The organism is Avibacterium sp. 21-594 (assembly GCF_026226815.1).
GTDB lineage: Bacteria > Pseudomonadota > Gammaproteobacteria > Enterobacterales > Pasteurellaceae > Avibacterium > Avibacterium avium.
Window position 1 is genome coordinate 1,812,287 of the sequence record NZ_JAKKOC010000001.1, and the last position, 14,128, is coordinate 1,826,414.

Sequence of the window (14,128 nt, forward strand, 5' to 3'; positions counted from 1 at the left end):
GTTTCGCCGTTGGCGACTTCCTTTCTTTTGCGTTCCTGAATGAAGAAAAGTAAAGTTTTAGTTTCATCGTTAAATCACTTTTTTCTTTGTAGTTAAGAACGAGTTTCGCTCGTTGAGCGACCTACTTTCTTTTGCGTTCCAGAATAAAGAGAAGTAACGTTTTGGTTTCATCGTTAAATTGCTTTTTTCTGCGTAATTGATAACGGATTTCGCCGTTGGCGACTTCCTTTCTTTTGCTTACCCAAAAGAAAGGAAGCAAAGAAAAGGGAACCCCGATCAAACCGCTTTTCCCTCATTCCAATAAAATTTTCTTAACGAAAAATCAGCCTGATGTTCGCTACGCTCTCGCTCGGCGTGATTTTTCTAAAAATTTTATCTCCATTCGGGCGGTTTGGACGGGGAATGAGATTAAGCTTAATTTTAAGTGCGGTGGGAATTTTTGAACTTTTAGAAGATACTAATGAAATTCCCTCGTTCCAGCCACGGCGTGGCTGTGTTACCTAACCGCCTACGGCTCGTAGGCGGTGAAGATTTTTAGCATTGTAGGGTGGGCTTCAGCCCACCTAAAACAAAGCATAGGCAACTCACTGAGTGAAAACGGTAAAATGGTGGGCTGAAGCCCACCCTACGAACTATGAAGGCGTATCATAATCTCCCGTGTAAATTGCCTTCATTTTTAACAAATTTTTAGAAAAATAACGCCTGAACGCAGCGTAGCGAGTATAGGCTTACTTTTCATTAAGAAAATTTGCTAAAAATGAAGATCAGCAATTTAGTCGGGTGCTTTTTTCTTTGCCTACTTTCTTTTGAGCAAGCAAAAGAAAGGAAGTCGCTCAACGAGCGAAACTCGTTCTTAACTACAAAGAAAAAAGCAATTTAACCCTCAAACAAAAATTCTCACACCATTCCCCACCTATAAATGCTTCACTCTTCTTTTCACCTCTTCCTGCTTTCCTGCATTAAACGGTCTGGCGTCTGGGCTGCCTAGGTAGCCGCAGACTCGGCGGGTGACGGAAACTTTTTCGCTGTCGTGGTTGCCGCATTTAGGGCAGGTGAAGCCTTTGCTGGTGCAGTGAAATTCGCCTGTGAAACCACATTCATAACATTCATCAATCGGTGTGTTGGTGCCGTAGTAAGGCACGCGGTCGTAGCTGTAATCCCACACATCTTCTAAGGCTTTGAGATTGTGCTGAATATTGGGGTATTCGCCGTAGCAAATAAATCCGCCGTTCGCCAGTGGTGGGTAAGGCATTTCAAAATCCAGTTTGTCGTAAGGATTGACCTTTTTCTCCACATCTAAATGATAGCTGTTGGTGTAATAGCCTTTGTCGGTTACGCCAGTTATCACGCCAAATTGTTTGGTGTCTAAACGGCAGAAGCGGTCGCATAAATTTTCGCTTGGGGTGGAATAAAGGCTAAACGCGTAGCCAGTTTCTTGTCGCCATTGTTTGGTGGCTTTGGCTAAATATTCCACAATCGCAATGCCTTTTTGTCGCAATTGTTCGTCATCATAAATATGATGTTGCGGATAAAGCGCGTTGATGGTTTCGTGAATGCCAATATAGCCAAGAGAAATGGAAGCACGGCCATTTTTGAAGATCTCCGCCACGTTGTCATCAGCTTTCAATCGCACGCCGCACGCTCCCTCCATATATAAAATAGGGGCAACTCGTGCTTTGGTGTTTTCAAGGCGAGCAATGCGCGTCATTAAGGCTTTTTTCGCGATGGCAAGACGTTCATCAAGTAAGGCGTAAAAACGCTGCTCATCGCCTTTAGCTTCAAGTGCGATACGCGGTAAATTCAGGCTAACCACGCCAAGGTTATTGCGTCCATCGTGCTGTAATTCGCCCTCTTGTTCATACGCGCCTAAAAAACTGCGGCAGCCCATTGGTGCTTTGAAAGATCCCGTTACTTTGACCACTTGTTCATAATTGAGGATATCGGGATACATTCGTTTAGAAGCACATTCCAACGCCAGTTGTTTGATGTCGTAATTAGGATCGCCAGCTTGTTGGTTTACGCCTTTTTTAATGGTAAAGACCAATTTCGGGAATACCGGCGTTTTGTGATTTTTACCTAAGCCACGAATGCGGTTGCGTAAAATGGCTTGCTGAATTAAACGTGCTTGCCAGCTCGTGCCTAAACCAAAACCAAAGGTAACAAAAGGGGTTTGTCCGTTGGACGTGTGAAGCGTATTCACTTCATATTCCAAGGATTGGAACGCGTCAAAACAATCCTTTTCGATCAACGCCTTGGCATAATTTTCAGGCTCAGGTACATTCCATTGTTGGGCAGTTCTTAAATGCTTTTCATAACTCAGTTGCACATAGGGTGCAAGCACTTCATCAATGCGATTAATGGTTGTACCGCCGTAAATATGGCTTGCCACTTGGGCAATAATCTGTGCGGTAACCGCTGTTGCCGTCCCGATGGATTTCGGTGGTTCAATTTCTGCATTGCCCATTTTAAAACCTTGAGTGAGCATTCCTTTGAGATCCACCAACATACAATTAAACATTGGGAAGAATGGCGCGTAATCCAAATCGTGATAATGAATTTCCCCTTTTTCGTGTGCTTCCACCACATCACGCGGCAGAATGTAACGCTTGGCATAATGTTTCGCCACAATGCCTGCCAGCAAATCCCGCTGCGTTGGGATCACTTTTGCGTCTTTGTTGGCATTTTCATTAAGCAATTCTACGTTGCTTTGCTCAATCAGCCCTTCAATTTCACGCGTGAGCTGGCTACGCTTTTCCCGCGCTAAATCACGATCGTGGCGATATTCAATATAGGCGCGTGCTACTTGCGGATAATCACTCGCCATTAACTGGTTTTCAACCAGCAACTGAATGTCGTGAATGTCAATTTCCTGCTGATACTTGGCAAAAATGCCATTGGCAACCTGTTGCCCCATTTTTTGCCAATAATCGCCCTGTTCAATGCCAACCGACAATGCCGCTTTACGAATAGCATTAACAATGCGCTGAATATCGAATTGTGCGCGTGAACCATCACGTTTAATCACAAAAAACGAACTCATTGTACAACCCCTATATATTGTGTCTTTATAATTTTGAAAGCACTATATATAGATATTTTGTTAAATTCAACTGGCTAAAATGATGTATAAAAAGATGCTTTTTTAGCCAAAAAACAGGTGAATTTATTGATTTTTCAGGCCTATTTTATGAAAAAAAGATGAGAACAATTCTCAATAAATCACAATATTATTTGATCTAAATCAAATAATATAAAAATAAAGTGCGGTGAAAAATTCGTAAGTTTTTTCTATTTTGCCCTAAAAAAACTAATGCGAAAGATAAATTAATATCAAGCATACCTTTTTGGCAATGTGATCTAGTTCAAACATTTCTCCTAATGAAATCCGTATAATATAGGCACTTTCTACCAAAATAGGGGTATAAAAATGAAAGATGTAAGAACAGAAGTGGATTTATTAGGTGAACGCGAAGTGCCAAATGATGCCTATTGGGGCATTCACACATTGCGTGCAATGGAAAATTTCAACATTTCAGATAATACCATTTCTGATGTGCCAGAATTTGTACGCGGAATGGTGATGGTGAAAAAAGCCACCGCGCTAGCCAATGGTGAGCTAGGGGCTATTCCGAAAAAAATTGCCAATGCCATTGTCAAAGCCTGTGATGAAGTGCTAGAGAATGGACGCTGTATGGATCAATTCCCAACAGATGTGTATCAAGGCGGTGCAGGCACTTCCGTGAATATGAACACCAATGAAGTGATCGCCAACCTTGCGTTGGAATTGCTCGGGCATAAAAAAGGGGAATACGATATTATCGATCCAATGGATCACGTTAATGCCAGCCAATCCACCAATGATGCCTACCCAACGGGCTTCCGCATTGCGGTATATAACAGCATTATGCACTTGCTGAAAAATATCCGTTATCTACAAAAAGGTTTTGAAGCCAAAGCCAAAGAGTTTGCCGATGTGCTAAAAATGGGGCGTACCCAATTACAAGATGCTGTGCCAATGACCGTAGGGCAAGAATTTAAAGCTTTCTCCGTGTTATTGGAAGAAGAAGTGCGTAACCTAAAACGCACAGCAAAATTACTGCTTGAAGTCAATCTTGGCGCGACCGCTATTGGTACGGGCTTAAACACCCCTGAAGGCTATGCGGAACTGGCGGTGAAATACCTTGCTGAAGTAAGCCAACTGCCTTGTGTGCCTTCTGAAAACCTAATCGAAGCCACTTCCGACTGCGGCGCTTATGTGATGGTTCACAGTGCCTTAAAACGCACCGCGGTGAAATTATCCAAAGTGTGTAATGACTTACGTCTTTTATCTTCAGGCCCAAGAGCAGGTTTAAATGAAATCAACTTGCCAGAATTACAAGCAGGTTCGTCCATTATGCCAGCCAAAGTAAACCCTGTTGTGCCAGAAGTGGTAAACCAAGTGTGCTTTAAAGTGATCGGTAACGACACCACCGTTACCTTCGCCGCCGAAGCAGGGCAATTACAGCTTAACGTAATGGAACCGGTGATTGGTCAAGCAATGTTTGAATCCATTTCACTTCTCAGCAATGCGTGCGTGAACTTGCGTGATAAATGCGTGAATGGCACTACCGTGAACGCAGACGTATGCCGTAACTATGTATTAAATTCTATCGGCATTGTTACCTATCTCAATCCGTTTATCGGTCACCACAATGGTGATATTGTTGGTAAGATTTGTGCAGAAACAGGCAGAAGCGTGCGTGAAGTGGTGCTAGAACGTGGCTTGCTCACAGAAGAGCAACTTGACGATATTCTCTCTTTAGAAAATCTGATGAATCCGCGCTACAAAGCGAAAAAATTCCTTGATGAATAAGCTGAGATAGCACTATTAACATAACAAAAGTGCGGTGGAAAAAATGGAAATTTTTCACCGCACTTTGTTTTTCTGATTGCACGCTTATCAATGCGAATTAATGGGCTTCGTCCCAGTTATTGCCCACGCCCACATCAACAATCAGTGGCACAACAAGCTCTGCGGCATTTTCCATTAGGGATTGAATGAGATCGCTGTAATGGGCAATCTGCGCTGCGTTCACTTCAAATACCAATTCATCGTGAACCTGCATAATCATTGCGATATTCGGATCTTGTGCAATGGCGCTGTCAATGGCGATCATCGCACGCTTAATAATATCCGCCGCCGTGCCTTGCATTGGGGCGTTAATCGCCACACGCTCTGCGCCTTTTCTGCGCATTGCGTTACTCGATTGAATCTCAGGCAGATACAAACGGCGTCCGAACAAGGTTTCCACATAACCTTGCTGTTTGGCTTTTTCGCGAATATCGGTCATAAAGGTTTGCACACCGGGGTAACGCTGGAAATACAAATCCATATATTTTTGCGCATCACCACGGGGAATGCCAAGCTGGCGAGAAAGCCCAAAAGCGCTCATTCCATAAATAAGCCCAAAGTTAATGGCTTTTGCACTGCGGCGTTGTTCGCTGGTAACCTCATCAAGTGGCACGCCAAAAATCTCTGCAGCGGTGGAACGGTGAATATCCTTGCCTTGCTGGAATGCACTAATCAAGCCTTGATCTTGCGATAAATGTGCCATTATGCGCAGTTCGATTTGAGAATAATCCGCCGCGATAATTTTATACCCTTCGCGTGCAATAAAGGCTTGGCGAATACGGCGCCCTTCTTCATTACGAATAGGGATATTCTGCAAATTTGGATCGCTGGAAGAAAGCCGCCCCGTTGCCGTTACGGCTTGATGATAAGAGGTGTGAATCCGCCCCGTGCGTGGATTGATCATCAACGGAAGTTTATCCGTATAAGTGGATTTCAATTTCGCTAAACCACGATGTTCAATAAGTAATTTCGGCACAATATGCCCTTGTTGTGCCAACTCTTCCAACACTTCTTCATTGGTGGAAGGCGCGCCTTTTGGGGTTTTGGCGATAATCGGTAAACCGAGCTTTTCAAACAGGATTTCTTGTAATTGTTTGGTGGACGCAAGGTTGAAATTTTCCCCAGCCGCCTGATGCACTTGACTTTCAAGTGCGGTTAATTTTTCGCTAATTTCTTGCGATTGTGCGAGCAAGGTTTCGCTGTCCACCAACACGCCGTTGCGTTCAATACGTGATAACACGCCCACCAATGGCATTTCAATATCATCAAATAACTTCACCAAACTTTCTGTTTGTGCTAATTCTGGCCATAGGGTTTGGTGCAATTTCATTGTGATGTCTGCATCTTCCGCGGCATATTCACTGGCTTGTTCGATAGCAATTTTATCAAAGGTGAGCTGCTTTTTGCCCTTGCCTGCAATGGCTTCAAATTCAATGGGTTGATGATCCAAATGGCGTTTGGCAAGCTCGTCCATATTGTGTCGCCCTGTGCTGTTTAGCACATAGGATTCCAACATTGTGTCAAAACGCACGCCTTGCAGTTCAATGCCGTGATTGGCGAATACGGTGAGATCGTATTTGATATTTTGCCCCACTTTTTCAATCTGCGGATTTTCCAATAAAGGCTTAAGTGCCACCAAACATTGCTGCTTGTCTAACTGGCTCGGCACACGTTCAAAATAGGTTTCGGTTGCGTCTGCGCTGCCGAATAAATCCCCTTGCGATTGGCTTTCACGCACCACTTCGTGCAAATGATCAAGGGGGATATAGCATGCCTCGCCATTTTCTAAAGCAAAAGAAATACCTACCAAGTTCGCTTGCATTACGTCTAAATTATCGGTTTCCGTATCCACCGCAATGAGTTTGGCGTGCTGAATTTTATTCAGCCATTCATCGAGCTTGGCTTGGCTATCCACGGTTTCATACAAAGTGCGGTCGATTTTTACCGAATTTTTCACCGCACTTTTTGCTACATTTTCTTGTGCTGTTGGCGTTGCAAATTTGGCGCTTTGCAAATCCCCTTTAGTTAAACCGCTTTCGCCGTCCATCACTTCATTTAGCCAACGCTTAAACTCATAGCGCGCGAAATATTCCACTAATTCATCACGCTGATTTTGCCCAAGCGTGAGTTCTTCTGGCTTCACCGCTAAGGGCACATCGGTTTTGATGGTCGCAAGAATGTAAGACAAATCCGCATCAGCTTTGGCGGCAAGCAATTTTTCGCCTAATTTTTTTGCACCACGAATGGGCAGCTCCGCCACTTTTTCCAAATTAGCGTAAATCTCAGCCATACTGCCAATGCCTTGCAAAAGCCCAAGCGCAGTTTTTTCGCCCACACCAGCCACACCGGGGATATTGTCCGCACTGTCGCCCATTAAGGCCAAATAATCAATAATCAATTCAGGCGGAATGCCATATTTTGCAATCACGCCCTCGCGATCCAGCAGGCTGTTATTCATTGTGTTGATGAGCATAATGTTATCGTCCACCAACTGAGCCATATCCTTATCGCCCGTGCTAATCAACACTTTTTGGCCTGCCTGAGAAGCCTGCACCGCAAGCGTGCCGATAACATCGTCCGCTTCTACCCCTTCAATAGATAAAAGCGGAATGCCAAGGGCTTTGATAATGGCGTGCAAGGGCTGAATTTGCTTGCGCAAATCATCAGGCATCGGCGGACGGTGCGATTTATATTGCTCAAATAATTCATCACGGAAAGTTTTCCCTTTGGCATCAAACACCACCGCAATATGGCTTGGCTGCACCTGCGCAATCAAACTTTTCAGCATATTCAAAACGCCATACATCGCCCCCGTTGGCTCGCCAAGAGAGTTGGTAAGCGGTGGAAACGCGTGGAACGCACGATACAAATAAGACGATCCGTCAACTAACACAAGCGGATTTTCTGCAATTTTAGCCATAAGATTCTCGATAACTGTGATGAAAAATGGGGGATATTATAGCGGAAAGTGCGGCGGGATTTTGAAAAATTTTACAAGAATAAGCTGACAATGCACAACGCGCCCCATTATAATCCCCCGAATTAATTGATTGAACGCAAAAAACGGAAAGCACAAACTATGAATATCATCACCGTAACAGACCGCGAAACCTTACCCCTAGATCACTTGCTTAATCTCTGGCAAGCCAGCGTGGAAGCCACTCATCACTTCTTATCCAAAGAAGAAATCGCCGCCATTCGCCCTTATGTGCCAGAAGCGTTCAAAGGCGTGGAGCATTTATTATTAGCAGAAAAAGACGGTGAAATCATCGGCTTTATGGGCATCAACGGCAGTAAATTAGAAATGCTCTTCATCGCCCCTGAACAACGCGGCAAAGGCATCGGCAAGGCCTTATTACAGCACGGAATCACGGAATTGGGTGTGAATAGCCTAACCGTCAATGAACAAAACCCACAAGCAGTGGGCTTTTACCAGCATATGGGCTTTCAAACGGTGGAACGGCATGAATTGGACGAACAGGGGCAGCCGTATCCGATTTTGGTGATGGAAAAGTAAGATATAGTCAACCACATATTTATCAAAAGAGCAGAGCGTACTGCTTTTTTGTTTAATTATTCTAGAAATTAGTTATAAGGAAAAAAGATGAGCAATATAGATAAAAATACAGCCCATACTAAAGTGGAAGGTAAACAAAATTCTAGTAATTTTCAGTGGATAGATTTCTATCAAGAAATAGCAAATAAATTATTAGCTTTTGAGAACAGAAGGCAGGAATTAATTAAAGGAATTTATACTATTCTAGAGAAATTGGAGCTAGATAATTTTTTGCAAGATAAATTTGAAGATGGAAGCAGCGGTTCCTTACAAGATATTTGCCCATTCACTGTCATGGGGATATTTAATAGAGGCGTCAAAGGTATTAATCGAACAAGAATTGCACAAGAACTCGCCAAACTACTTGGTGTTTCTATGCCTGCGCCGCAAACCTTTGATGGAATTCCTATTCTTAATAATCAGAATTCATGGTTTTTTGATTATGGTTATAAACAACAAAAAGAAGACATTGACAATCTATGGAAAATGTTTAGGCAGGCAATTACTTACGCCGACAAAAATAACGATAACAATAAAATCAAGTTTAAAGAAATTTATAATAATGTAATCAAGCAAAATCATGTTAAATGGAACCTTACAATGGGATTATATTGGATACGTCCTAAACATTATTTGCCTCTTGATAGAAATTCAAGAAAATATATTGAAATCCATCTGAATGATAGAAGATTTTCTGACTATAAGGTTTGTAGTGCAGATGAATACTTTAAATTAATGGATATTTTAAAAGAAGAATTTAAAGACGAAAACTTTCCAGTGCATTCTTTCCCAGAGCTATCGTATGAGGCTTGGCTGTCATCTAATGATAATAGCAAACCCACTAAACCTAATCCTACCCCATCTAATAAATTAAAAGAAGAAACAAAAACTACCATGCCTTATTCTATTGAAAATATCCTAGCAGAGGGCTGCTTTTTGCCTAAAGAGCAATTGGAAAAAATTCTTCAACGCCTACAAATTAAGAAAAATCTTATTCTCCAAGGCCCACCAGGCACAGGGAAAACTTGGCTAGCTAAGCGGTTAGCATTTGCTTTAGTCGGAGAAAAAGATGCGAAAACGAGCAAGATTCGTGCGGTTCAATTCCACCCCAATCTTTCCTATGAAGATTTCGTTCGAGGCTGGCGGCCGTCAGGCGATGGAAAACTGGCATTGGTTGATGGCATATTTATGGAGATGATTCAGACGGCAAAAAAGAATCTAAATTTAGAGTATGTCGTTGTAATTGAAGAAATCAACCGTGGCAATCCTGCACAAATTTTTGGTGAAATGCTTACTTTGCTCGAAGCCGATAAAAGAATAGAAGATGAAGCATTAACTCTTTCCTATCAGCGCAAAGACGGCAAACGCATCTTTATTCCAAAAAATCTTTATATTATCGGCACAATGAATATTGCGGATCGCTCCCTTGCCTTAGTGGATTTAGCCTTACGCCGTCGGTTCGCTTTTATTAATCTCATGCCGTTATTTAATGAGGCTTGGGAAAAATGGTTAAAAGATTGTGGCATTGCAGAAAGCGCCATAGAAACCATAAAAACATGTTTAACGGCACTTAATAAGCAAATATCAGAAGACCCAAACTTAGGTACCCAATTCCAAATTGGGCATAGCTACTTTACGCCATCAGAAAAAGAAAAGGAAAAAAAGATTGCTGATGTGTATGAATGGTTTGAGCAAATCATAGAGAGTGAAATATCACCTTTACTTGATGAATATTGGTTTGATAATCCAGATAAAGCGAAAGCAGCAAAAGATTTATTGAAGATTTCTGTATGAATGAAATAGAGATAAACCTTACTGAAGAGATAGGCCACATCAATAAAATTCCTGTCCGCAATCTTTGGTTATTAATGCTATATGCTTCTGATTTATTCAGGAGCTTGGCAAAGAAAAATATTGCGGTAGAAGACAATCCCGATGATATTCCCGATCTCATCGCAAAAATACTTTGTCGCCAAGTAGAGCGCCGTATTCAGCGCAATTTAAGTTATGGCTATCAATCAAGATCGGACATACTCCATCGCGTGCGTGGACGCATTGACCTATTCTATACCGAGCGCCATCAACTGCTTAACCGAGGCAAAGTAGCGTGTCGGTTTGATGAGTTGACAGTTAATACCGTTCTCAATCGATATGCGCGTGCAGCGCTGGAAAAAATTGCTGGAATAGTTAAAGATAAAAAAACGTTAGCACACAAATGCCGAAATTTATCTGCCAGCTTAAAACATATGGGCGTAGTCGGTGAATGTCCTTCCCGAAGCGAAATTTCTAGCATTCGTTTGGGTAGACATGAAGTAGAAGATAAACCCATGATGGCAGCCGCTCAACTGGCATTTAATCTTGCTCTGCCTACTGAAATGGTTGGCAGCAAATCACTCTTTTCACCCGAACGAAAAATTGAATGGATTAGAAAGCTATATGAAAAAGGTGTTGCGGGTTTTTATGATGTGGCCTTATCACCAAAAGGCTGGCGTGTAACAGCAGGGAAACAACTCAATTGGCAGATAAGTAACAAAACTTCAGGAATTGATGACATCTTTCCCTCAATGCGTGCTGATATTATTCTTGAACATCAAGAACTAAAACGGCGCATCATTATTGACACCAAATTCAACACGCTCACAACTGGAGGCTGGCATAGAAAACAAAGCTTACGCAATGCCTATCTTTATCAAATCTATACCTACATACGCTCACAGGAAAATCAGAATGACCCATTATCCCAAAACGCATCAGGGTTATTGCTGCATCCTTCCGTTGATGGCGATAGGAATGAATCTGTAACGATACAAAATCATCAATTTCAATTTGCTACTGTTGACTTAAGCAAATCAGCAAAAGAAATAAGAAAACAGTTGTTAGATATAGTTGAAACAAATTGAAATAAATTTTGATCATAAAAAAGAAGAAAAAAACACCGCACTTTGCAATTAAGGGCTAACGCTATTGGAACATTATCGAGATACGCCTATGGGGTTGGTGCGGATTAACGCAGCTTTGGCGACTATTGAGCATATGCTATTGCCCAAATTAGCCTATTTTCAATAACGCTATCCTGATATTGTGCTTGAACTCACGAGCGACAATCACTTTGTGGATATCGTGGCAGAAAGTTTTGATGCAGGTATCCGCTTGGATAGCGATGTATCAGAAGAAATGATTGCCGTTAGAATCAGCGAACCTTTAAAAATGGTTACGGTGGCAAGCCCAAAATATTTGGCAAAAAATGGTATTCCACAAAACTTGGATCATTTATCCCAACACCAATGCATTGGTTATATACCTGAAGATTTGGTGGTAAATGAATTGGCAAGCGCTCAGATTATCCGCTTATTTGATGAATATGCATTCGCGTTGCCCGCCTTATATTTGTACTATCCGCACCGCAATGTTTCACCCGCATTAAGAGTCGTCATTAATTCTTTAAAAGTTTGATTAAAAAATATTCATAATTTATTGTTAAAAATTAAAATAAAAACCCTTTTGCCATCAATCATTGCTTAAAGAAGAATGAATGAACAAACTAGAAGCCCTAAAATATTTCTGCACCGCCGCCGAGAGCAAAAATTTCCGAGAAGCCGCTAACCGTCTGGCTATATCGCCCTCTGCCGTCAGCCGCACCATTGCTGAATTGGAACAGCAACTGGGCGAATTGCTCTTTAAACGCAACAGCCGCAGCATCCAGCTCACGGAATTTGGCGAAGATTTTTTACCCAAAGCCGAACAACTGCTGCAAGACAGCGAACAGCTTTTTCAAAACATTCACCAGCAAGATTTACAAGGCATGGTGCGTATCAGCAGCGTCCGACTGCCGTATCACCACCGCATTTTATGCGATTTATTAGATGCGCTCACACCCTATCCCGACACCATTTTGGATTGGCAAATCGACCCCATCAAACGCCACCACATTCAGCACCGCATTGATATTGGCGTGCGCATTGGCAACGCGCCCGACCCCAGTTTTATCGTCAAACCCATCGCGCAGACGGAATATCTCTATGTCGCCGCGCCGTCCTTAATCGAGGCATTGGGAGAACCGAAAGATTTGGAAGATTTTCGCGTGCGCTATCCGTTCAGCGGCTTGATGAATTTAGAAACGGGCAAACTGTGGGGATTTTCCTTTGGCGATGAATTATTTCAGCCAAAAAACATCCGCCTCATCAGCACCGATCCTTACGCCCAACTCACCGCCGTCTTGGCTGGAAAAACAGTGGCGCAATTAGGCAGCCTCGCCTGTCGGAAATATTTAAACAATGGGCAACTGCGGCAACTGTTCCCAGACATCAAACAAGAAAGCTGGCAGCTCTACCTCTATCGCCCTTATCACCCACTCACCCCAAAACGCGTGCGTTTGGTGTTTGAATTATTGGAGAAAATTTTAAGGAAGCATCTTGTGGAATAAAAAGAAAAACCCGAGTTCAATTCACAACTCGGGTTTTTATCAAGACTGTTTCCCTCACCCCACCTGCACCCTTTGCGCAATATCTTTCAAATTACTGTAGTTTTCCACCAAACTCGACACATCATCAAGCAACATTGGTTAATATCCGCAAAATAAACGTCCCCAATGGGTGGTTTGTGGAGAAAGAGGTCTAAGAAAGACAGCCTGAAAAACTTTCAGGCAGCCTATCTTATTAAATAAAATCTTGCATTAAATCATCAATGGTTTCCTTAACCGAACGTATAGCATGAATATAAGTGACCCCATTACCAACCGAGATATACCCCTTTTCCAAATCCCCCTCTAACATTCCCAGCCTCATACCATATCCACCAGTTTGTGCTTGTGCCAACGATTCACGGCTTGCTCCCGACTCATCTAATGCTTTTAGATGCCAAGCCAGTTGCGTAGGCAATGAGCGATAATATGCAGGTAAAGTGCGAAATAAAATTAAATCTTGTGCACTGCTCTCTACCAACATTTTTTTAACATCGGGATGCATTCTATTTTCTATCGTCGCCAACAACACCGACCCAACAAATACCCCCTCTGCCCCTAACGCAAATGCCGCACGCACGCCACGAACATCCGCAATGCCACCAGCTGCCATAACAGGAATATCTACCGCATCAACCATTTGTGGCACAATGGAAAAAGTCCCAATCACTCGCTCAGGCACCGTCCCGCCCTCATCAAAACCTGTTGCAACAAAAATATCCGCACCAATTTCTTGGGCATAACGTGCATTTTCTACCGTTGGTGTAAGTGGACGAAAAATGGTTTTCATATGATGAGCTTTAAATTTTTCTAGCATAGGACGATAATCATAACCGTCTAATCCGTTAATCAAAACCACTGGCACTTTTTCTTCTACGAGTAAATCCACTACTTTAGGGACAGTTTCCAGATCGTTGCTCAATATTGTAGGCACGCCAAACGGTTTATCCGTGAGCGCCTTAACCTTTTGAATTTCCTCACGCATCGTTTGCAAAAGTGCTTCCGTTGTTTTAGGTGCTTTGTGCAAACCTGCATTAGGCCCCAAAATCCCTAACCCACCTGCATTACTCACTGCGGCAACAAAATGCGCATCCGTCATCCAGCTCATTGGCCCTTGAACGATGGGTAAATCAATGCCCAAAATCTCACAAATTCTGCTTTTCATCTGTTTTTCCTTATAGTTAGAGAAGATGCCACTATTGTAACTTTTCAAAATCAAAAG

Annotated in this window: 9 protein-coding genes; 6 read left to right on the top strand and 3 right to left on the bottom strand. The window is 42.6% G+C overall.

Translation table 11 applies throughout. The features are described from left to right. Positions 1–913: 913 nt before the first annotated feature. Positions 914–3,040, bottom strand: a complete 2,127-nt coding sequence (nrdD, locus tag L5B76_RS08695; protein WP_265755088.1) for an anaerobic ribonucleoside-triphosphate reductase — start codon at positions 3,038–3,040, stop codon at positions 914–916. Between the two features lie 387 nt (positions 3,041–3,427). On the opposite strand from nrdD, the gene aspA reads away from it, so the two are divergent. After that, positions 3,428–4,852: an aspartate ammonia-lyase gene (gene aspA, locus L5B76_RS08700; RefSeq protein ID WP_265755089.1), complete on the top strand. Its 1,425-nt coding sequence runs from the start codon at positions 3,428–3,430 to the stop codon at positions 4,850–4,852. Between the two features lie 97 nt (positions 4,853–4,949). Here aspA and polA read toward each other — a convergent pair whose 3' ends face one another. Continuing rightward, the gene (gene polA / locus L5B76_RS08705) at positions 4,950–7,811 is read right to left on the bottom strand and encodes a DNA polymerase I (protein WP_265755091.1); all 2,862 of its coding nucleotides are present in this window, start codon (positions 7,809–7,811) and stop codon (positions 4,950–4,952) included. Positions 7,812–7,970: 159 nt separating this feature from the next. Here polA and L5B76_RS08710 point away from each other — a divergent pair, with 159 nt between their 5' ends. From L5B76_RS08710 to L5B76_RS08730, 5 genes are all read left to right on the top strand, one after another. After that, positions 7,971–8,408 (top strand): GNAT family N-acetyltransferase, encoded by a 438-nt coding sequence (locus L5B76_RS08710; RefSeq protein WP_265755092.1) that lies wholly within the window; start codon positions 7,971–7,973, stop codon positions 8,406–8,408. 87 nt (positions 8,409–8,495) lie between these two features. Further along, positions 8,496–10,241 (top strand): McrB family protein, encoded by a 1,746-nt coding sequence (locus L5B76_RS08715; protein WP_265755093.1) that lies wholly within the window; start codon positions 8,496–8,498, stop codon positions 10,239–10,241. Beyond that, the gene (mcrC, locus tag L5B76_RS08720) at positions 10,238–11,347 is read left to right on the top strand and encodes a 5-methylcytosine-specific restriction endonuclease system specificity protein McrC (RefSeq protein ID WP_265755095.1); all 1,110 of its coding nucleotides are present in this window, start codon (positions 10,238–10,240) and stop codon (positions 11,345–11,347) included. The genes L5B76_RS08715 and mcrC overlap by 4 nt, the downstream gene beginning before the upstream one ends. A gap of 178 nt (positions 11,348–11,525) precedes the next feature. Further along, positions 11,526–11,900, top strand: a complete 375-nt coding sequence (locus tag L5B76_RS08725; RefSeq protein WP_326938267.1) for a LysR substrate-binding domain-containing protein — start codon at positions 11,526–11,528, stop codon at positions 11,898–11,900. 79 nt (positions 11,901–11,979) lie between these two features. Next, positions 11,980–12,870, top strand: a complete 891-nt coding sequence (locus L5B76_RS08730) for a LysR family transcriptional regulator (protein ID WP_265755097.1) — start codon at positions 11,980–11,982, stop codon at positions 12,868–12,870. Between the two features lie 232 nt (positions 12,871–13,102). Here the strand turns inward: L5B76_RS08730 and L5B76_RS08735 are convergent, their stop codons facing one another. Next, the gene (locus tag L5B76_RS08735; RefSeq protein WP_265755098.1) at positions 13,103–14,071 is read right to left on the bottom strand and encodes an NAD(P)H-dependent flavin oxidoreductase; all 969 of its coding nucleotides are present in this window, start codon (positions 14,069–14,071) and stop codon (positions 13,103–13,105) included. Positions 14,072–14,128: the final 57 nt, after the last annotated feature.

Bases quoted from the DNA above. Each gene is read 5' to 3' on its own strand.
- nrdD (WP_265755088.1), bottom strand. From the start codon at position 3,040: ATGAGTTCGTTTTTTGTGATTAAACGTGATGGTTCACGCGCACAATTC.
- aspA (WP_265755089.1), top strand. From the start codon at position 3,428: ATGAAAGATGTAAGAACAGAAGTGGATTTATTAGGTGAACGCGAAGTG.
- polA (WP_265755091.1), bottom strand. From the start codon at position 7,811: ATGGCTAAAATTGCAGAAAATCCGCTTGTGTTAGTTGACGGATCGTCT.
- L5B76_RS08710 (WP_265755092.1), top strand. From the start codon at position 7,971: ATGAATATCATCACCGTAACAGACCGCGAAACCTTACCCCTAGATCAC.
- L5B76_RS08715 (WP_265755093.1), top strand. From the start codon at position 8,496: ATGAGCAATATAGATAAAAATACAGCCCATACTAAAGTGGAAGGTAAA.
- mcrC (WP_265755095.1), top strand. From the start codon at position 10,238: ATGAATGAAATAGAGATAAACCTTACTGAAGAGATAGGCCACATCAAT.
- L5B76_RS08730 (WP_265755097.1), top strand. From the start codon at position 11,980: ATGAACAAACTAGAAGCCCTAAAATATTTCTGCACCGCCGCCGAGAGC.
- L5B76_RS08735 (WP_265755098.1), bottom strand. From the start codon at position 14,071: ATGAAAAGCAGAATTTGTGAGATTTTGGGCATTGATTTACCCATCGTT.